14 protein-coding genes and 3 pseudogenes are annotated in these 19,009 nt (G+C 71.1%); 6 read left to right on the top strand and 11 right to left on the bottom strand.

Going from position 1 to position 19,009, the window contains the following annotated elements; genetic code table 11:
* Positions 1–162: 162 nt before the first annotated feature.
* Both ACFVVL_RS26680 and ACFVVL_RS26685 read right to left on the bottom strand, forming a co-directional pair.
* The gene (locus tag ACFVVL_RS26680; RefSeq protein WP_380289466.1) at positions 163–831 is read right to left on the bottom strand and encodes a response regulator; all 669 of its coding nucleotides are present in this window, start codon (positions 829–831) and stop codon (positions 163–165) included.
* Complete coding sequence (locus tag ACFVVL_RS26685) at positions 828–2,087, bottom strand: sensor histidine kinase (protein ID WP_387679470.1); 1,260 nt, start codon at positions 2,085–2,087, stop codon at positions 828–830. Before ACFVVL_RS26685 ends, ACFVVL_RS26680 begins: the two co-directional genes overlap by 4 nt.
* A 208-nt stretch (positions 2,088–2,295) precedes the next feature.
* Between ACFVVL_RS26685 and ACFVVL_RS26690 the strand changes: the two genes are divergently transcribed.
* Together ACFVVL_RS26690 and ACFVVL_RS26695 are read left to right on the top strand one after the other, a co-directional pair.
* Positions 2,296–3,093 (top strand): ABC transporter ATP-binding protein, encoded by a 798-nt coding sequence (locus ACFVVL_RS26690; RefSeq protein WP_387679473.1) that lies wholly within the window; start codon positions 2,296–2,298, stop codon positions 3,091–3,093.
* Entirely contained in the window at positions 3,093–5,696 is a 2,604-nt protein-coding gene (locus ACFVVL_RS26695) for an FtsX-like permease family protein (RefSeq protein WP_387679476.1), read from the top strand. The genes ACFVVL_RS26690 and ACFVVL_RS26695 overlap by 1 nt, the downstream gene beginning before the upstream one ends.
* A gap of 823 nt (positions 5,697–6,519) precedes the next feature.
* On the opposite strand, the pseudogene ACFVVL_RS26700 reads toward ACFVVL_RS26695, so the two are convergent.
* The 4 genes and pseudogenes from ACFVVL_RS26700 to ACFVVL_RS26715 all read right to left on the bottom strand — a co-directional run.
* A pseudogene (locus ACFVVL_RS26700) lies at positions 6,520–6,681 on the bottom strand (IS701 family transposase); the annotation flags it as partial.
* 74 nt (positions 6,682–6,755) lie between these two features.
* Complete coding sequence (gene ltrA, locus ACFVVL_RS26705; RefSeq protein WP_387679687.1) at positions 6,756–8,309, bottom strand: group II intron reverse transcriptase/maturase; 1,554 nt, start codon at positions 8,307–8,309, stop codon at positions 6,756–6,758.
* 638 nt (positions 8,310–8,947) lie between these two features.
* Positions 8,948–9,938 (bottom strand): annotated as a pseudogene (locus ACFVVL_RS26710) (IS701 family transposase); the annotation flags it as partial.
* Positions 9,939–10,247: 309 nt separating this feature from the next.
* Positions 10,248–11,372 carry a hypothetical protein gene (locus ACFVVL_RS26715; protein WP_387679479.1) on the bottom strand — a complete coding sequence of 375 codons (1,125 nt, stop codon included), beginning with the start codon at positions 11,370–11,372 and terminating at the stop codon, positions 10,248–10,250.
* Between the two features lie 980 nt (positions 11,373–12,352).
* Between ACFVVL_RS26715 and ACFVVL_RS26720 the strand changes: the two are divergent.
* The 4 genes and pseudogenes from ACFVVL_RS26720 to ACFVVL_RS26735 all read left to right on the top strand — a co-directional run.
* Positions 12,353–12,812: pseudogene (locus ACFVVL_RS26720) on the top strand (integrase); the annotation flags it as partial.
* 175 nt (positions 12,813–12,987) lie between these two features.
* Positions 12,988–13,197, top strand: coding sequence for a hypothetical protein (locus tag ACFVVL_RS26725; protein ID WP_387679482.1), 210 nt, complete (start codon positions 12,988–12,990; stop codon positions 13,195–13,197).
* Between the two features lie 206 nt (positions 13,198–13,403).
* Positions 13,404–13,907 (top strand): MarR family winged helix-turn-helix transcriptional regulator, encoded by a 504-nt coding sequence (locus tag ACFVVL_RS26730; protein ID WP_387679485.1) that lies wholly within the window; start codon positions 13,404–13,406, stop codon positions 13,905–13,907.
* A gap of 325 nt (positions 13,908–14,232) precedes the next feature.
* Complete coding sequence (locus ACFVVL_RS26735; protein WP_387679488.1) at positions 14,233–14,565, top strand: hypothetical protein; 333 nt, start codon at positions 14,233–14,235, stop codon at positions 14,563–14,565.
* 233 nt (positions 14,566–14,798) lie between these two features.
* On the opposite strand, the gene ACFVVL_RS26740 is transcribed toward ACFVVL_RS26735, so the two are convergent.
* The 5 genes from ACFVVL_RS26740 to ACFVVL_RS26760 form a co-directional block, all read right to left on the bottom strand.
* A complete protein-coding gene (locus tag ACFVVL_RS26740; RefSeq protein WP_387679491.1) occupies positions 14,799–15,269 on the bottom strand; it encodes a hypothetical protein in 471 nt (156 codons plus the stop codon).
* A 214-nt stretch (positions 15,270–15,483) separates the two neighbouring features.
* Positions 15,484–16,554, bottom strand: a complete 1,071-nt coding sequence (locus ACFVVL_RS26745; protein WP_387679494.1) for an alkene reductase — start codon at positions 16,552–16,554, stop codon at positions 15,484–15,486.
* Between the two features lie 28 nt (positions 16,555–16,582).
* On the bottom strand, positions 16,583–17,578 hold the full coding sequence (locus tag ACFVVL_RS26750) for an LLM class flavin-dependent oxidoreductase (RefSeq protein ID WP_387679497.1): 996 nt from the start codon (positions 17,576–17,578) through the stop codon (positions 16,583–16,585).
* Between the two features lie 127 nt (positions 17,579–17,705).
* Positions 17,706–18,632, bottom strand: coding sequence for a zinc-binding dehydrogenase (locus tag ACFVVL_RS26755; RefSeq protein ID WP_387679500.1), 927 nt, complete (start codon positions 18,630–18,632; stop codon positions 17,706–17,708).
* Between the two features lie 145 nt (positions 18,633–18,777).
* The gene (locus tag ACFVVL_RS26760) at positions 18,778–18,930 is read right to left on the bottom strand and encodes a hypothetical protein (protein WP_387679502.1); all 153 of its coding nucleotides are present in this window, start codon (positions 18,928–18,930) and stop codon (positions 18,778–18,780) included.
* Positions 18,931–19,009: the final 79 nt, after the last annotated feature.

Here is a 19,009-nt window from a genome sequence, read left to right on the forward strand (position 1 = left end):
TCCTCCAGCAGTCCCTGCCCCGGCCGTTCACCGACGTCCTGCTCCGCGGCGAGCCCGACAACGCGCGTGCGGGATGGGGCGGGATCGGGCGGGATCGGCTGGGAAGTACGCCCCGCCGGGTGGCGAATCCCGGGGGGCCGGGGCGGAAGCGCGAGGGCCGGTTCACCGGTGGTTCATGAGGCCGCCCTCGTAGGCGGCGATGACGAGCTGGGCGCGGTCCCGGGCGCCGAGCTTGGCGAGGAGTCTGCTGACGTGGAACTTGACGGTGGAGTGCGACAGGTGCAGTTCGTCGGCGAGCTCCGTGTTGGACATGCCGGTCGCGATCAGGACGAGAACCTCGCGCTCCCGGTCGGTGATCTGGTCGAGGCGGCGGTTGGCTCCGACCGCCACCTGGGGGCGCCGGGTGAACTCGGCCACCAGTTTGCGGGTCACGCGGGGGGAGAGCAGAGCCTCGCCGTCGGCGATGACGCCGATGGCCGAGAGGAGGTCTTCGGGTGGGGTGTCCTTCAGCAGGAAGCCGCTGGCGCCCGCGTGGAGCGCGGTGAACACATAGCGGTCGAGGTCGAAGGTGGTGAGGATCAGGATCCGCACCGGTGGCGGGTCTTCGCCGCCGAGCAGTCGCCGAGTGGCCTCGATCCCGTCCATCCCGGGCATCTGGATGTCCATCAGGGCGACGTCGGGCCGTTCCCGTCGGATGACCTCGACGGCTTCGGCTCCGTCACCGGCCTCGCCGACCACCGTGAGGCCCGGCGTGGTGTCGACGAGCACGCGGAAGCCGGCGCGGACGAGGGCCTGGTCGTCGCAGATCACCACCCGCACGTCCCCGCTCACGCCGATTCCGCGGTGGGGAACCGGGCCCAGACGCGGAAGCCGCCGAGCGGGAGGTGGCCGGCGGCGAAGTCGCCGCCGGAGAGCGCGACCCGCTCCCGCATGCCGATCAGGCCGTGACCGACGCGGCCGCCAGGGCTGTCGGGCGCGACGGCGGGACCGGGGCGGCCGGGGCGGCCGGGTCCGCCGGGCAGACCGGGCAGACCGGCGCAGTCGCGGCCCTCGTCGGTCACCTCGATCTCGATGCCGTCCGGGTGGTAGCTGACCTGGGCCCGGGCGCGGGTGGTCGCAGCGTGCTTGACGGAGTTGGTCAGCGCCTCCTGGACGATCCGGTAGCCGGCCAGGTCGATCGACGGCGGGAGCTGCCGGGCGGCCCCCCTGATCCGCAGCTCGACCTGGAGCCCGGCCCGGCCGGTCTGCTCGATCAGGAAGGGAAGGTCGCCCAGGCCGGGCCTCGCCAGGTCCGAGGCGGCCGCCGCGTCGGCGGCGGGCGGCTCCTCCCGCAGCACGTCGAGCAGGGCCCGCATCTCGCGCAGAGCCGTCCGGCTGACCGTCTCGATCGCGGTCAGCGCCTTGGCGGCCTCGTCGGGGTGTCCGGTGATGACGTGGCGGCCGACGCCGGCCTGCACCGCTATCACGCTCATGCTGTGGGCCATCACGTCGTGCAACTCGCGGGCGATGCGCAGACGTTCCTCGGTGACCGTCCGCTGCGCCTCCTCGACGCGGGCCTGCGCCTGGCGTTCCTCCTGGGCCCGCAGCCCGGCCTCGTAGGCGCGCTGGGACCTGATCATCATGCCGGCCGCCCAGAAGGCCACGATCGGTGCGCTCTGTCCCGACCACATCGCGGCCCACTCGTCGTCGAAGCGCACCGGGCTGCTGCCCATCGCGATGCCGACACCGATGACCGCCTCGGTGAGCACCAGGCCGGCCACCGCCCGGAACCGTGGCTGCGAGAGCGCGAACTGGTAGAGGCACAACGCGACCGCCAACGACGGGAACTTGACGAACCCGTAGGCCGCCATCGTCGCGTACGCCGCCAGCGACACCCCGAGGGCCGGCCGGGGCCACAGCCGTCTGGCCGCCACCGCGCAGGCCAGCGGGATCAACAGCGCGTACCAGCCCGGCAGCGGGATTCCGGCGGTGGCGAGCTGGGCGTCGGTGGGACGCCCCCACAGCAGGAACGCGATGCCGACCGCGACGTCCAGCCCGACGAGTTGGACGCGGGTCAGCCGTTTGGTGAGCGGCGGCCGAAGATGCACGTCCCGACAGTATTCGCGGGCGCGTGAGCGGGTCATCCGTCTGCGGTCGCATCTTCGCACCTGTACCTGCGGCCAGGTGTGCACGCGGTGGCCGGGCCCGGGCCCGGCCACCGAATCCGTGCCGAGGCCTGATCCGGCGGACCGGCCGCGACCGCCATCGTGGAAAGCCGTCCGACCCCTGACGATCCTCGAAGGATGGAGCATCCGCATGACTCTCGACCGAGCACCCGCTCCGGACCAGGCACCGGGTTCCGGGCGGGCACCGGCTCCCGTGTCCCAGCCCGCCGCCCGCGGCGAGAAGATCACCAGGATCCACGGCACGGGCGACGCGAAGGTCACGGCGCTGGACGCCGTCGACGTCGAGATCGAGGGCGGCGCGTTCACCGCGATCATGGGCCCGTCCGGCTCGGGCAAGTCGACCCTGATGCACTGTCTGGCGGGCCTGGACTCCGTGGACCGCGGCCGGATCTGGATCGACGACATCGAGCTCACCGCGTTGCGCGAGCGCGAGCTCACCGAGCTGCGCCGCGACCGGATCGGCTTCATCTTCCAGTCGTTCAACCTCATCCCGACCTTGACCGCCCTGGAGAACATCACCCTGCCCATGGCGATCGCGGGCCGCACGCCCGACCGGGCCTGGCTCAACGAGATCGTGGTGACCTTCGGCCTGGCGGACCGGCTGCGCCACCGGCCCTCGGAACTGTCCGGCGGGCAGCAGCAGCGGGTCGCCTGTGCTCGCGCCCTGGCGGGCCGGCCGCAGATCGTGTTCGCCGACGAGCCCACGGGGAACCTGGACTCGCAGGCCGGGACCGAGGTGCTGCGGCTGCTGCGCCGGAGCGTGGACGAGCTCGAACAGACCGTCGTCATGGTGACCCACGACCCGACCGCCGCATCCTTCGCCGACCGCGTGGTCTTCCTCGCCGACGGCCGGGTGGCCGGCGAGGTGCGGTCCCCGACCGCTGAGACCGTCCTGCAGCGGCTGCGCCGAGGCGGGGGGCACCGCTGATGCTGAAGGTGGCGCTGCGCGGAATCTTCGCGCACAAGGGACGACTCGCGATGTCCTGCCTTGCCGTGGTGCTCTCGGTGGCCTTCGCCACCGGCACGATGATCTTCACCGGCACGATCAACGGGGCCTTGGACGACGCCGCGGCGGCGAGCGCCCCGGACGTCACCGTCACCGCCCCGCTGCCGGCGGGCACGGGGCCGGCCGAGGTCGGCGACGCGGTGCAGCGGGCCGTGGTCGGCGAGGGCGGCACGCTGCCGGACGCCGACACCCTGGTCGGCAAGGTGCGCGCCGTGCCGGGCGTGGCGGCGGCGTACCCCGACGTCACGGTCGACACCGCAACGCTGACCGACTCGCAGGGCAAGGCGATCGACACGGCCGGCGGGATGTCCGGCTTCGGTGCCAAGAGCAGCATCCCCGTCCTGGCAGGCAACTGGGTCGACTCCGACCGGTCACCGGTGCGGCTCGCCGGCGGCCGGGCCCCGCAGGGCCCCGGCGAGGCCGTGCTCGACCGCATCTCGGCCGACCGCGCCCACGTGCGGATCGGGGACACGGTCCGGGTGGTCGCCCTCCCCGGCACGTTCGAGGCCAGGGTCACCGGCATCGCCGACTTCAAGGCCGCCAGCCAGGGCAACACCCGCATCTACGTCGACACCGCCACTGCCCAGCAGCGGCTGCTCGGCAAGCCCGGCGCGGCCACCTCGATCCGGGTGGACGCCGCCGCCGGTGTGACGCCCGCCGATCTCCGTCACAGCCTGGCTGCCGCCCTGGGCGGCGCGGCCCAGGTACAGGCCAAGGATCCGACCGCCGTGAGCCCGGACAACGGGGCCGGTCAGACCACTGACTTCCTCGGCATGGTGATGATGGGCTTCGCGGCGGTGGCCGTCCTGGTCGGCGTGCTCCTCATCTTCAACACGTTCTCGATGCTGGTCGGGGCCCGGACCCGCGAGCTCGGCCTGCTGCGTGCGATCGGCGCGAGCCGCCGGCAGGTGAACCGGTCCGTCCTGCTCGAAGCCCTGGTGCTCGGCCTCGTGGGCTCCACCCTCGGCATCGGCGCCGGGATCGGGCTGGCCGTCGGGCTGCACGCGGCGATGGCCTCCTTCGGCCTCGACCTGGGCTCGACCTCGCTGGTCGTCGGGCCCACTGCCGTACTGGTCGGCTACGCCGTCGGCACCGCGGCCACGCTGGCCGCCGGGGTGATTCCGGCGCGGCGTGCGGGACGCATCCCGCCGATGGCCGCTCTGCGCGAGGCGGCCGCGCCAAGCACCCGGCCCGGCCGGGGCCGCACGCCGACCGGCGCGGCGCTGCTGCTGGCCGGGGCCGGTCTGCTGGTCGCGGGCCGTGCCGCGACGGTACCGGGCATGTTGCTGACCCTGATCGCCTTCTTCCCGCTCGGGCCCGCTCTTGTCCGCGGCGTCGTCCCGGTTCTGACGGCCGTCTTCCCGCGGCTGCTCGGGCCGATCGGCGCGATTGCCGCCGGGAACACGCTGCGCAACCCGCGCCGCACTGCCGCCACCTCGGCCGCGCTGATGATCGGTATCTGCGTGGCAACGGCGATGGCCGTCTCGGCGGCCTCCGCCTCGGACTCCATGGCGGCTCGCACCGACCGGATGCTCGGCGCGGACTTCATCATCAGCGGACAGCGCTCGCAGGCGCAGTTCGGACCCGAGGCCGCCGCGGCGGCGCGGCGTGTACCGGGAATCGGCGAGGTCGTCAGGGAACGGATCACCAGGGCCACGCTCACCGCGGGAGGGACCACGCTGTCCACCACCGTCTACGGCGAGGAGCCCGGCTTCCCCACCGCGATGCACGAGACCTACACGGCGGGCGATCCGCAAGCCGCGCTCGCCCACGGCCAGATCGTGGTCGTCGACACCATGGCCGAGCGACTCGGCGTCGGCATCGGCGACCAGGTCACCCTCGCCGGACCGGGCAGTCCCCCGGTGACCCTGACGGTCGGCGCCGTTCAACGCCAGGAACCGGCCGGCATGTCGATGGGCCGGGTACGACTCGCGCCCAGCGTCGGATTCGACGTCCTGTCCGCCCTGGCACCCACCGCCTCCGACACCACCCTGTTTGCCTTCGCGGCCCGCGGCGCGGACCCGACAGCGGTGGGGAAGGCGCTCACCACGGCGCTGGCCGGGTATCCACAGCTGGCCGTGCAGGACCGGGCAGCCTACAAGGCCTCCGTCCGAAGCAGCTCCGACCAGATGCTCTCGATGGCGTACGGGCTCCTGGCCCTCACGGTCGTCATCGCGGTGCTGGGCGTGGCCAACACGATGGCCATGTCGGTCGGGGAACGGACGCGCGAAATCGGCATGCTGCGTGCGGTCGGCGTCTCACGCCGCGAAGTCCGCCGTATGGTCCGCCTGGAGTCGGTCGTGATCACTGCGCTGGGGGCGCTGTCAGGCGTGTCGCTCGGCCTCGTCTGGGGGATCGCCCTCCATCGCACGGCGGGTGAAGGTCAGACCATCCTGTCGGTGCCCTGGATCACCCTTGCGGAACTGGCGGCGGCTGCCGTGATCGCCGGCGTCCTCGCGGCGCTGACCCCGGCTGTGCGGGCGACTCGCCTCGACGTCCTGTCCGCGCTGGCCGCGGACCAGTAGTCCAGCTCGCCCAGGACCTGCCGCCCGCCGTCCTCGCCCCCCATGCTCGGCCTCCACACTGTCACGGCCGCGCAATGGCGCCGCCGCGCGGCCGCGCCGCCACCGACTGGACTGCCTACCTCGAAGCCCGCACCACCGCCGGGGCGACGAGGACCGCGCCGGCCGATGCCGCAACGGCCGCAGCCGGCGTCAACCCGGGCGGCGCCACGCCGACCACCGAGGGGGCCGAGGGGAGGGACAAGCCACCGGGCACCGGACGGGAGGCGAGAGCTGTACGCCGTGATCACTTCCCCTTGGTGGCGCCGCAGTGCCACTCTTCTCGCCGGCCTCACCCTTGTGCCGGGCCCGGCCGCCGCACCGGTGGGGAGGTCGCCGCCGAACCGCCGACAGCGGCCACCTCCCCTGCCCGACACCGCGAGCTACCCGAACCGCCATCCGCCGACCCCGCCCGCGCCGAACTCGACGACCTACTGGTCGAGGCGCCGTACAGCACGGACGGGGACTCACGCGACCGCGTCCCGCACTGGATCCCGATCTCCGGGGAGTGCGACACCCGCGTCATCTGCACTGCTGGTTCCGGAGACTCACGGGAAGGCGCTGGACCTGTACCCACAGGCACCCGACGACTAGTACTGCAACGGTGCTTACGGTGACGAGGTCTTGGCTCTTGGGCTGTGGTCTCGTCTCTTGTAGTGGCTGGTCCGGGCCTGGTGCTGGCGCCGACGGCGCCAGCGGGACCAGTGCAGGACGTGTGCGGTGCTGCGGCGGACCGGCCAGGTGAGGTTCGTGATCAGCCGGCGGATTTCGGGGACGGTGAGTGGGATCAGATCTGGCGTTCGAGCTGCCCGGTCCCCTTTTCGAGGTGCTCGGCCCGCAGGACGGTGAGGTAGGCGTGGGCGGCCATGGCGAGGGTGATGTGCCGGTACCAGCCCTGGTGGCGGCGGATCTGGTAGTCGTCCAGGCCGCACTGGCCCTCGGCGGTCTGGTCGGGTAGCGGGGACGCATTGCTGCGTCCCCGCCCCCTCAGAACCGTGCGGGCCCGTCGTCCGGGCACACGGCTCAAGCAAGCCCTGATGGCTCGCAGGCTGGCAGAGCTGCCGGCTTGTGTTTGCGACGTCGTTCGGCCCAGTAGTCGGTGAGGGCGGGGTCGTCCACGGACGCCGAGCCCTTGACCATCTGGTGCCGGACGATCTTCGTCCAGGAGAACTTGGCGAGGTAGCGGCCGCTGTCGCGGTCGCCGAAGACCCACCTGTCCCGCCTGGCCTTGTTGAACATGCCGAAGTATCGGGCCACAACCCAGTGCTTCGACTTGTTCGGGTGCGTGTGTGTCGCCCACTTGTAGAGGAGCTTCCACACGTAGGCGTCCAGCGCGTGGAAAACGCGACTGGACACCACGCTCCGGTAATAGGCTGCCCAGCCCCGGATGATCGGGTTGAGCTTGTGGATCACCGCCTGGGCGTTGGCCCCTCGCAAGGCGTGCGCCTCGGCGGCCAGCCTCTTCCGGATCCGTCGCACGGCTGCCGTGCTCGGCTTGATCAGCAGCACCGTCCCGCCGCGGTAGCGGCGGATGCTGAAGCCCAGGAAGTCACAGCCCTCGTCGAGGTGGACGATGCTCGTCTTGTCCTCGTTGAAGACCAGCCCTCGGGGTTTCAACCACGTGCCCAGCCGCGCCTGGATCTGTTTGGCCTCGGCCCTGGAGTGGGCGAAGGCCAGCAGGTCGTCGGCGTACCTGATCAGCACCGGGGAGCCCGGAACGGTTTCACCGGCGTGCGTGCCGCCGGTGTAGTAGCGGACTCCGGCAGCCTTCTCCATCCCGTGGAGAGCGATGTTGAGCAGGAGGGGAGAGATCACGCCGCCTTGAGGAGTTCCCTCCTCGGTGGCGGTGAAGCACTCCTTCTCGATGACCCCGGCCTTCAGCCAGCGGGCGGCCATTTCCCTCGCGGGGAATGCTCCCAGCATCTCGATGAGGTGCCCGTGATCGATGCGGTCGAACGCCGCCGCCAGGTCCGCGTCCAGGACCCACTGCCGCTTCGGGCGCTTGCCGTGCGCGACATTGAAGATCGCTTGGATCGCGTCCTGGCAGCCCCTGCCCGGCCGGAACCCGTAGGACTTGGGTTCGAATCGGGCCTCCCACTCGGGTTCCAGCGCGTTGACCGTCCTGGCCTGCAGGACACGGTCGACAATCACCGGAATCCCGAGCGGACGCCGCTTTCCATTGCTCTTGGGGATGTACACACGCCGAGCGGGCCTGGGCTTCCACGGGGCGGAGCGGTGCTGAACCCAGGTGGCCAGCTCGGCCTTGCCTGGGGCCGTGAGCACGACCCGTCCGTCGATGCCCGCCGTCCGGCGGCCAGCGTTGATCTCCGTGACCCGCCGCACGCTCACGAGCGTGTTGCTGTGGCTTCGGAGCATCAGCTTCTGCAGGTTGCGGACCCTCCTCAGGTCCCTGGCCTGCGACGCCGCGAAGAGGCGCTGGCGCAGACGACGTACGTTCTCCTCGACGGCGGTCCAATCGACCCCGTGCCAGTCAAGGAGTTCGCCCTCCGGTTCGTTCACCGTGCCGCTGGGCGGCGTGGCGTCCAACGTGGCCGTCGGTTCTGTTGTCCTTGTCATCGTCCTCTTTCGCAGGCTCACCTGACCCACGTCAGCACCCTTTCGGGTTAGGCCACTTGGGCCCTGTCCGGTCAGTTATGCGAGACGACCGGCTGGAGGAGCCAGTTTGACCGTCCCGGTTTCCTGCTGCCTTTCGGCCACCGGCATTCGCTTCTTGGGTCATCCTGTTCCCGCCAGGGAGTTGAGCGTTCCTCACGGTCGGCCTACCCGGTGCGAGGTGCGACCGGGACCCTGGCGGGATTTCCACGTTCTGCATGAGCGAGATGCGAGCGGGGTGGGTGCCCTCTCTACCCCGGGACGGCGGTGTCCTCCCGGCTGGCTGCTTCTCTCCAGCCGGCGCCTGCCGCTTCTCTGCGGCCAGTCCTGTACCCCGCTGGAACATCCCATCGGCGAGGTTCGAAGTTACGAGGCATAGCCAAGGGTTCATTCGCATTCACCCGTCCGCTCATTCCCCTTGCCTGTAGCCCCCGGATGGAACGGGAACCCTTGGGCTTTTCCCCCGGGCTTCGCACCCTCCCGTTACCAGGAACGCACGCCGGGGCGGGGACAGGCCCTGGACACAGGCCCGGAACTACACCTTCCTCAACGGAACCTCCTCATCGGTGAGTTCACTCAGCTCAAGCAGCCTCGTGTCGCACGAAGCATTCCTCGATCGCCCGGCGGGCACCCGCGACGCCGATCAGCTCGTTCAGGGTGGCATCGGCGGGCGCGTAGGCGATGTCGTAGGCGACCTTTGTCGGGTCGGCGATGCTGCGACGGGCGAGCACCCAGTGTGTCGGGGCGGTGCCAGGGACGGACCTCGACGCGGGCCCAGTCGTAGATCCGCGGTCCGTGGGCACCTTCGCCGCACGAGCGGCGCTTCCACTTCTGTCGCGACAGCCCCGCGACCAGATCGTGGAGTCGGTGGTCCATGGCCCAACGGGTGACCACGGTGTCGTGCCGGGTGGTGGCCACGACGTGGAAGACGTCGGCCGGTTCGAGCTCTGTGCGCCAGCCCTTGCTGTTGCCGTAGCCGGCGTCCGCGGTCACCCACCGGAACGGGATCCCGTCGTCGATCGCCCGGCGGACCATCCGCCGGGCGATCCGGTGCTTGGTCGTGAACTCGACCTCGTCGCCGATTCCTGCGGCCCGGCAGCGCTCGCGGTCGTCGGTCCAGGACTTCGGCAGGTAGAGCGCCCGGTCGATCAGGGTCCGGCCAAGCCGTCCGGAGTAGGCGAGGAAGACGCCCACCTGGCAGTTCTCGGTGCGGCCGGCGGTGCCGGAGTACTGCCGCTGGACCCCGGCCGACCGCACACCCTTCTTCAGGAACCCGGTGTCGTCCACGATCAGCACGCCGCCGGGGTCGGCCAGGTGCTCGACGACGTACTCGCGCACGTCGTCGAGCACCCCGTCCGCGTCCCAGTCGATCCGGTTCAGCAGCCGCTGGATCCGGTCCGGGCCGCCGTGACCGGCCTCCTCGGCCACCGTCCAGCCGTTCTTGCGTTCCAACGGCGCCAGCAGACCTCGCATGTACGCCAGCGCGGACTCCCGCGACTCACTCCGCGCGAACCGGTGTACAAACCGCCCGTGCAGCCGAGCCAGTCCGTCCGACCAGCGACGAGCATCGACCTCGGATATGTCCCCACCCATGAACAATCCAACGAGCAGATCCGACGAACGTCACGGTAAGCACCGTTGCAGTACTAGGAGGACCACCCCGACCTCGGTGAGACCCGGACAACCATGTCCTGGGACCGTCAACGATGTCCCAGTGGCCGAACTGTCCAAGATCACCTGGGACCTCACACAACGGGGAGTCTGCCGTGTCCGCTGACACCCGGCCGTGCCTTCCGGTGTTTCGGGGCCCGTTCCCCGGGCGGGCGGGCCGGAAGGGAGAGGCGCTCCGGCGCAGGGCGGCAGGGCGGTGCGGGGCCCCGGTCTCCTGCCAGGAATGACGCGTCACCGCACCATGCCCTGTCGCTTGCTCACCACGCCCTGGCCCGTCTCGATCTTGGACCTGGCCGCCGCGAGCCCCCGGGCGGTATGAAACGCCTTCGCCGGGTCGGGGCGGTCGGTCCAGGGCGTGGCGCCGCACCACGGGCCGAGTCGCCGGAACTGATCAAGTGCCGCCTTCCACATCCTTGCCCGGACCAGGTGGTGGGCCAGCAGGTGTCGCAGCGGCGGGAGGTGGGGGTCGTGCTCGGGTACCAGCGCGAGCGCGTTCACGGCGGTCTTCAGGCGTCGGCGTTCGAACAGGGCCCTGACCGGTTCCTCCAGGGGGCGGGACTTCCCCCGCTCGTACAGGGCGTGCAGGATCAGGCCTGCCAGTGGGCTTCCCATGGGCGCGTTGCGCACCGCGCGGCGGGCGAAGCTCATCATCGCGCGGTCGGATCCGTGCCACTTGGCACACCAGTACTGGAGGGCCTGCCAGTGTGCGTCGTAATGGTGCGGTGCCCGGGCGGTGAGTTCGGTCCAGAGCTCGCGGAACTTCGCGCGCCGGTAGCCCGCGCCGCGGGCGGCGGTGATCATAACGATCCAGGGGTTCGGGTCTGCCGGGTCGAGAAGGGCCGCATGGCGGGCCGCCTCGATGGCTGCGGGAAGCTGGGCTCGGAAGCTCGCCATGGCCGGCTTGGGCACCTGGCGGACAGTGCCGCTGCCGCGGATCCGCCAGGCGCGTTGCACCATGAGGTCGGCCTCGATCACGGCCGCGTCGCAGCAGCCGGGCTCGGCCGTACGCCACTTCCGCAGCCAGGAGTCGTCCGTGAGGGCGATCGCGGTCAGTTGCCTCACGCGCACCCAGCGGTCGTCCCAGTCCCCGCCGGCTGCCGCGACGTACCCGGCGGCCGGCTTCCAGTCACCCGTCGACGCGGCGTCGGCGATCTCCTGCGTCTTCCGCGTTCGAGGACCGATCGGGGGCGGTCCGGCCCGGTCCGGTATCAGTGCGGCTCGCGAAGGCATTCCGTACAGGGCCGGGTCGAACTCCGTCTCGATCCAGCGCCGGGTCCGGTTGCCTGCGAGGCGGATCGCGGCGGTGATCGCGACGATCGCCGCGGTGATGATCGCCCCGAGCACTTCTGAGGTCACAGCGGTTTCTTCCGTTGCGTTGGTGGAGGCGGCCGTTTGACCACGGCGCATCATGACACAGCCTCAGTACAGCCCGCCGTGCGAATGGCGAGCGCTGCGGCCGCCTCCCACGCTCAAACCGAGCGCCGTTGGGTGGATCGCGCCGGACCAAAGGACTGGAACGGCGCCTCGGTGGCTACTCGACGTCGAAGAGCGACTGGAGGATCTCGCGGACCAGAAGGCCGGCTCCAATCGGGGCAAGGCCGAGGCGCTCGGCGTGAGGATCGTCGCCCCGGAGGAGTTTGCCGACCTGGTCGCCCAGGGCGTGGCCTCGCCGCCGCTGCCGCAGGACCAGACCGAGGCGCCGCTGCGGGTGGGGCACATCCTGGCCGTCACCCGCACCCGGGCCGTCCTTCGTCGCCGGCGCCCGCACGGCCGGCGAGGAGTGCCGGCTGCTGGACTTCCTGCCGGAGGTCTGCCACCGCTACGGCGAAGGCCCGGGCGGCGCCGTCATCGCCGACGGCCTGCTTCTCTACACGACCGGACGGCCGGACCGGGCGTTGCACCGGGCATTCGTCGAGGGTCGACTGCGCCACCATGGCCGGCGAGAAGCCCGCCGCCAAGCTGACCGGCCACGCCCGTTTCCACGACCGCCGCCCCATCCCGCCGCGCCTCGCACGCCCTGAACGTCCTGCCGACCTGGCAGCAGCACTACACCGTCTTCCCGCGGCTGCTGTTCGTCCTCGTCGACACCGGCGAGCGCGCCGCCCGGCAGCGCATCCGCGACCTCCAGGCCATCGCCGCCCGCCACCCGCTCGTCGCCCGGATGCCTGGGCGGACGGCTCGAACTCCTTGGCCAGCTCCTCCGGCGACCGGCCGGCCCTGACTAGCTCGACTATCTGACGACGAAACTCTGGCGGGTAGACCGGACGCGTCCTTGGCACGATGAACTCCTCCTTGCGGGACTTAGTGCCCCAAAGCGAAAGGTTGTCCATCAAACCGGGGCAACTTCACCGTTCGGTGAGCTGCCGGCGTTCGCACCGGGCCAGGTCATGCAGATCGACTCCACCCCGATGGACGCGATGGTCCTGCTGGACGACGGTGTCCCGGGGCGGATCGAGCTCACCGGCATGATCGACGTCGCGACCAGGACGCTATCCGACGGGGTGCTGCGGCCGACCACGACGTCGGTCGACGCGAGAGTGCTACTGGCCCGCGCGGTCACCCCGGAGTTGATGCGGCCGGGCTGGGCGGAGGCCCTGCGGATGTCGCGTCCGGTGCTGCCGCACCGCCGGCTGCTGAGCCTGGACGAGCGTCTGGAGCACGCCGCCGCGCGGCCGGTGATCGTCCCGGAGATGATCGTCTGCGACCACGGGAAGGTGTTCATCTCCCGCAACTTCAAGGCGTCCTGCCGGTTCCTGGAGATCGACTTCCGGCCCTTGCGCAAGGGATCCGGTTTGTTCAAGAAGTTTTCGAACGAACTCCTCCGCCACCGCCCGAGCAGCTGCTCTGCGACTACTGCGGACGCCCTCCCGCACCCGGCAGGCTACCGCCGGGGCCACCGCCCTGGTGGTACTCGACCCGCTGCCGACGCCGGGCCGAACTGCTCGCGACCGCACCCTCAATCAGGGGCCTCATGCCCGACCGGCGGGAGATCGTCTCCTGCCTCGGCTGCGGCACCCAGGTCATCCGCACGGCACACAGCACGCGCAACACCTGCTCGAAGAAGTGCCTCTCGCTCAGCAGCCGCCTCCGCGACGCCGAACTCGCCCTCTACGAGAACGAGAACCCCAACGCCGTCGAAGACGAGCCGAACGACGACGAGGCAATCACGATCATCACCTAATACTCCAGTGCGGTTACGTGATGTGCTCGCCGGCTGCGTGGGTGAGCCCTTGTCGGCGCTGGCCGCGGTGGGCCGCGGCACGACGGCGCGCCAGGCTGCGACGGCTCGAAGGATGACGGTGGCCGACGGTTCCGACGTGCACCCCGGACGAGTCGCATACCGCATTCCGATTGTTCAGTACGCCGGGGAAATGTAGCGTCGCGATCATGGAATCAGCGACCGGAACCACCACCGATCAGGCACCGGCGAACCCGGCCGCCACCGACGACATGCTGGCCACTCAGCCGGTCGGCTACTGGGCCGGCCTGACCCAGACGGCCGTCACCCGGCATCTGCGTGACGCCATGGCCAAGATCGACGTCACGCAGCCGCAGTACTGGGTACTCAACCGCGTGAACGGCGGCCCCACGGCGCCGAGCCGCGAGGAGGTCGTCGCGCAGCTGACGCACCTCGCCGACGGACCGCACGAGATCGCCAGGGTCGTCGACCAGTTGCTCCACCGCGAATGGCTCCGGATCGACGACGGGCAGCGCCTGCACCTCACGGATGCCGGGGAGGTCGCCAGAGTACGGCTCCGTGGGCTGGCGACCGAGGTTCGCGCCGTGGTTCACCAGGGCATCAGCGACGAAGAGTACGTGGCCGCGCTCAAGGTGCTGCGCAGGATGGTTGCCAATGTCGAGGGCGACGGGGTTCCTGGCAATCCGTCCTGATCTTGCGACCTCGCGACGGACCCAGCGGGGAATGGGTACGGCCACCGCGTGATCATCGGTTGATGTGCGGACAAACGAAGATGGAGGAAGAGCAACTCGGTGCCTAGCGGGCCGGGCCGGGCCGGCGGCGCCGGTGCGGGGCGCCGATCGCTCGTCGGGATCCTGGTCGGCCTGCGGCGCGGGGGGCGGGATCCCGTGACGGTGCCGGGACTCAATTGGTCGAGGGCTGTGAGGATGTGTCGGGTCTGGTAGCGGAACTGGGCGGCCCAGGCCGGGTAGTCACCGCCTACCCCATACGCTGAGCACGGGCCGAAGGAGGAATTCCATGGGTGTGGACGTCGAGTGGCACTCGCGTGTCCCTGACCTGCCCGACTGGCACGCGTCCCGGCGGACGCTGCTGGGAGCGGTGACCGATGAGGACGACCTCCTCGCGGACCTGATCCCCACACTTTCCGCCGAGAGCTACCCGGTTCTGTCCGCGGTGGACCCTTACGGGGACACCGTCCTGGACAGCGGGCAGGCGACCATCGCCCTCTCGGAAGTGGCCCGGCTCGGGGCGGAAGCCTGGAGCGAGCGCATGTTCTGCGAGGAACTGGCACGTCTCCTGGAGCGGTGCACAGAACGACCGGGATCGGTCGTGGCCTTCGTCGGAGACTAACCCGACGAAGGCCCTGAGACCGCGTTCGAGATCTGCCGTATCCCGTGGCTGATGGGGTCGTTGATCCTTGCGTGAGTGGTGCTGGGGGTGGGTATCCGTCTGACCTTGCGAATGAGCAGTGGGCGCTGGTGGAGCCATTGCTCCCGCCGGCACGGGTGGGTCCGTAAGGGTGGTCGACGGGAGAAGCACCCGCGGCGGCGAATCGTGACGCCATCTTCTACGTGGTGCTCTGCTCATGACCGGCCACTCGCGTTCACGTCGAGTGCGGAGGCCTGGCCGACCGCGGCGAACAGAATGAGAGGCAGCTCCTTGTCGGCCTGGCCGATCGCCAGCGCGAGCCAGCGATCGTTGTCGGGGAGCGGCCACACCTGCATGCTCACGGCCTGCTGGCTGAGGTGGCCGAGCGGCTCGGGCACCGGCTCGCCCACGCAGCCGGCGCTGAGATACGGTCCGAGGTCCACGACAAACGCACTGCCCCACCGATCCGTCAGGCGTGCCGCCAGGTCGTCGAGTCGGGCCTGCAGTTCGGCTTCGGCATCAACCCAGGCGCGCCCGTCGTCGTCATCCCAGAAATCCCGGCTGACCTGCAGGTCGCGCACATGATGCTCAGGTCCACCGCCCCCGGAGGCGTCGACATAGGTCACCTCCGGGAACGGCTGCACGGCCAACGCGTCAATCGTCGAGAGGTACTCCTCGGTGGTCATGCGCGCAGACTATGGGACCGCGCAGACAACCTCCGCCGACTGCACACCCCGAGACCGGCCGGACAGCTCCTGGCAGAACCCGGTCCTCTGCGTCGTAGCTATTGATGGGCCGGTCGTCGCAGTCATTGTCGGGGCTCTTCTCGGTGGAAATACCGCCGTAGTCCCTCTCCGTGCCGGCCGGCCTGTGCAGCTGCGGTCTTCCGGGAGCCGGAGACTATTTTTCGAGGGTGGGGTAGTCGGTGTAGCCGTGCGCTCCGCCGCCGTAGAACCCTGCCGCCGACGGTTCGTTCAGCAAGGCGCCAACGCGGCAGCGGGTGACCAGGTCGGGGTTGGCGAGGAAGTCGCGACCGAAGGAGACGAGGTCGGCGCCGTGTCGGAGCGAGCGGGCGGCGGCGCCGGGCTTGTCCTGCCCGTCTGCCGCCGGGGTGACCACGAGTACCGTCGGCCACAACGTGCGGATGGTGCCGTCCAGTTCGGTGCCGGTTTCGGTGTGGTGGAGGTAGGCGATCGGGAGCGGGGCGAGTTCGCGGACGAGGGCGGTGTACGTGCCGTGGGGGTCGGTCTCGGTGAGGTCGCCGAAGGGGTTGCCCGGTGAGATGCGTAGGCCGGTCCGGTGCGGGCCGATGGCTTCGGCGACGGCCCGGGTGGTCTCGACGGTCAGCCGGGTGCGGCCCTCGGCGTCGCCGCCCCACCGGTCGGTGCGGAGGTTGGCGTTGTCGGCGAGGAACTGGTGGAGCAGGTGGCCGTTGGCGGCGTGGATCTCCACGCCGTCCAGCCCGGCGGCCACGGCCCGGTCGGCGGCACGGGCGAAGTCGCCGATGAGTTCGCCGATCTCACGGCCGGTGAGGGAGTGCGGGGTGACGGCGGGCACGCGACCGGCCGGGGTGTGGACGAGGGTGTCGGCGGCGATCGCCGAGGGGGCGGCCGGCCGCACGCCTTCGGGGAGGAAGCCCGGGTGGGCGAGCCGGCCCGCGTGCATGAGCTGGAGGAAGATCCGCCCGCCGGCTGCGTGGACCCGTTCGGCGACCTGGGCCCAGCCGTCTTGGTGGGCGTCGGTGAACAGGCCCGGGGCGCCGGGGCCGATGGCCCCGGCCGCGACGGGGTGGGTGCCCTCCGCGACGATCAGTCCGGCGCCGGCGCGCTGGGCGTAGTACTCGGCCATCAGCGCGCTGGGGGTGCCGTCCGCGTGTGCGCGGGCGCGGCCCATGGGGGCCATCACCATGCGGTTGGGCAGGGTGAGGGCTCCGAGCCGGGTGGGCTCGAAGAGGGCGGCGGGCGCGGTCATGGCGAACTCCTTTCCAGGGGGGTCGGGTTCACTGGCTCCAGGTGTGTGCGAGCAGTTCGTAGGAGCGCAGTCGGGCGTCGAAGTCCCAGGCTTCGCTGAGGATCATCAGTTCGTCGGCGTGGGTGCGGTCGACGAGGTCCTGGAGGCCGCGGCGAACGGTGTCGGGGGTGCCGACGTGGGACTCGCTGAGCATGGCGTTGACCATGCGTGCCTCCTGCGAGTTCCACAGGGTGGTGATGTTGTCGACCGGGGGGAGGAACTGCATGCCGCCGCGGAAGTGGGTGAGGAACTTCTGCTGGAGGGAGCTGAAGATCCGGAAGGCTTCCGTGCCGGTGTCGGCGACGACCGCGTTGGCCGCGACGATCACGTGCGGCTTCTCCAGCGTCTTCGAGGGGCGGAAGGTGGCCCGGTAGAGCTTGAGCGCTTCGCGGAGCTGGGCGGGGGCGAAGTGTGAGGCGAAGACGAACGGCAGCCCCTGCTGGGCGGCGAGGGCGGCGCCGAAGGTGCTGGAGCCGAGGATGAAGACGGGCAGGTCGACGCCTTCGCCGGGGATGGCGCGGACCTTGCGGCCGGCACCGGCGGGGGTGAGGTAGCCGCGCAGTTCGGCGACCTGCTCGGGGAAGTCGGCGCCGTCCTGGTGGTCGCGCCGCAGGGCGCGGGTGGTCGCGGGGTCGGTGCCGGGCGCGCGGCCGAGGCCGAGGTCGATGCGGCCGGGGTGGTAGGTGGCGAGGGTGCCGAACTGCTCGGCGACCACGTACGGGGCGTGGTTGGGCAGCATGATGCCGCCCGCGCCGTCCTTGATGCGTTCGGTGGCGGCGGCGACCTGGCCGATGATGATCGAGGTCGCGGAGCTGGCCATCGCCGGCGTGTTGTGGTGCTCGGAGATCCAGTACCGGTGGTAACCGAACGCCTCGGTGGCGCGGGCGAGTTCGACGGTGTGCGTGAGGGCTTCGGCCGCGTCGTGGCCGGTGCGGACGGGGGCGAGGTCAAGGACGGAGAGCGGGATGTCGGTGTAGCGGGTCATGCCGGGGTCTTTCCGGGTGGGGCGGGGCCGCTCGGTGGGCGGCCCCGCGTGGGGAAGATGGGTCGGTTCGGCCGAGCGGCCGGGCCCTGTGGGTGAGGATCCGGGCCGGTCTCGGGCGTGGGGCCGGTCAGGACAGGTCCAGGACGGCCTTCCCGGGCAGGCGGCTCTCCCGTACCGCCTCGATGGTCTCGGCGGCGTCGGTCCAGTCGCCGCGCCAGGCGATGTTCGGGTGGAGCATCCCGGTGGCGAGTTCGTCGGCGAGCCAGGTGAGGTCGGCGTCGATGCCTTCGCCGCTCATCAGGAAGAAGGTGACGATGGAGCGGTCGTGGCGCAGCGGGTCGGCGAGCAGGCTGCCGGGTTCGAAGGCGGAGGCGGCCGAGGAGGCGGCGCCGGCGGTCACCAGCGTGCCGCCCTCGCCGAGGGCCTGGAAGGCGGCTGTCAGGTCCGGGCCGCCGACCAGGTCCAGGACGCCGTGCACGGGCGCGGTGACCTCGCCGACGCTGGTGACGACCTCGTTGGCGCCGAGTGCCCGCAGTTCGTCGGCGCGGGCCGGGTTGCGGGAGACGGCACTCACGTGGGCGCCGCCGCGGGCGGCGAGCTGGATGGCGAAGCGTCCGACCGCGCCGGCGGCGCTGGTGATCAGTACGCGCCGGCCGAGGATCGGGCCGAGCTTGCGCAGGGCGCGCAGCGCGGTGGTGGCGGCGACCGGCAGGGTGCTCATCGGGCCGAGGTCGGCGCCGTCGGGGACGGTTCCGATCAGGGCGGTGTCGACGGCGCGCAGTTCACCCCACGCGCCGCTCAGGCCCAGCGTGATCACCGGGGTGCCGACGGCGGGGCCGGAGCCGTCTGCGGCGGCCTGCTCGACCATGCCGGCCGCGTCCCAGCCGATCACCGCACCGTCGGGGGCGCCGGGGAGTACGTAGCGGAACTCGGCGGGGTTGAGCGAGATCGCCCGGACGCGGACCAGGGCCTGGTGGGGCGCGGGTACGGGGGCAGCAGTGTCGGCCAGGCGCAGCAGGCCGGGGGCGGTGCGGTCGACGGTCAGGGCACGCATGGGGGTCTCCCTTCGGAGGGGGTTGGAGTGGGTGAGAAAGGGGTTCGCGCGGGCGGGCGGGTCAAGGTGCCCCGGCGCCCGGCCGGAACACTGACCGTTCCGGGCGGGCGCCGTTCACCGCCATCCAGTGGTCGGGTCTGGGGGCTCAGATCTGCGGATTCGGACGCGGCGGGGACACGTCGAAGGACGAGTAGGCCCTGCCCAGGGCCCGGGACTCCGGCAGCCAGGAGGAGATGATCAGGCTGGTGCGGTCCATGAGCTGCTCGATGCCGAGCTGCTCGGGCAGGAACGCCGCCACAAACGGACCGCTCGGTCATGTTCTGAACCGTAGCACAACATGACCGCGCAGTCCGGTTAGCCGCGTCACAACATGACCG

Source organism: Kitasatospora sp. NPDC058115, assembly GCF_042884635.1.
Classification (GTDB): domain Bacteria; phylum Actinomycetota; class Actinomycetes; order Streptomycetales; family Streptomycetaceae; genus Kitasatospora.

Coding starts and splice junctions, on each gene's coding strand:
- ACFVVL_RS26690 (WP_387679473.1), top strand. CDS start 2,296: ATGACTCTCGACCGAGCACCCGCTCCGGACCAGGCACCGGGTTCCGGG.
- ACFVVL_RS26695 (WP_387679476.1), top strand. CDS start 3,093: ATGCTGAAGGTGGCGCTGCGCGGAATCTTCGCGCACAAGGGACGACTC.
- ltrA (WP_387679687.1), bottom strand. CDS start 8,309: ATGACAAGGACAACAGAACCGACGGCCACGTTGGACGCCACGCCGCCC.
- ACFVVL_RS26725 (WP_387679482.1), top strand. CDS start 12,988: ATGCCCGACCGGCGGGAGATCGTCTCCTGCCTCGGCTGCGGCACCCAG.
- ACFVVL_RS26730 (WP_387679485.1), top strand. CDS start 13,404: ATGGAATCAGCGACCGGAACCACCACCGATCAGGCACCGGCGAACCCG.
- ACFVVL_RS26735 (WP_387679488.1), top strand. CDS start 14,233: ATGGGTGTGGACGTCGAGTGGCACTCGCGTGTCCCTGACCTGCCCGAC.
- ACFVVL_RS26740 (WP_387679491.1), bottom strand. CDS start 15,269: ATGACCACCGAGGAGTACCTCTCGACGATTGACGCGTTGGCCGTGCAG.
- ACFVVL_RS26745 (WP_387679494.1), bottom strand. CDS start 16,554: ATGACCGCGCCCGCCGCCCTCTTCGAGCCCACCCGGCTCGGAGCCCTC.
- ACFVVL_RS26750 (WP_387679497.1), bottom strand. CDS start 17,578: ATGACCCGCTACACCGACATCCCGCTCTCCGTCCTTGACCTCGCCCCC.
- ACFVVL_RS26755 (WP_387679500.1), bottom strand. CDS start 18,632: ATGCGTGCCCTGACCGTCGACCGCACCGCCCCCGGCCTGCTGCGCCTG.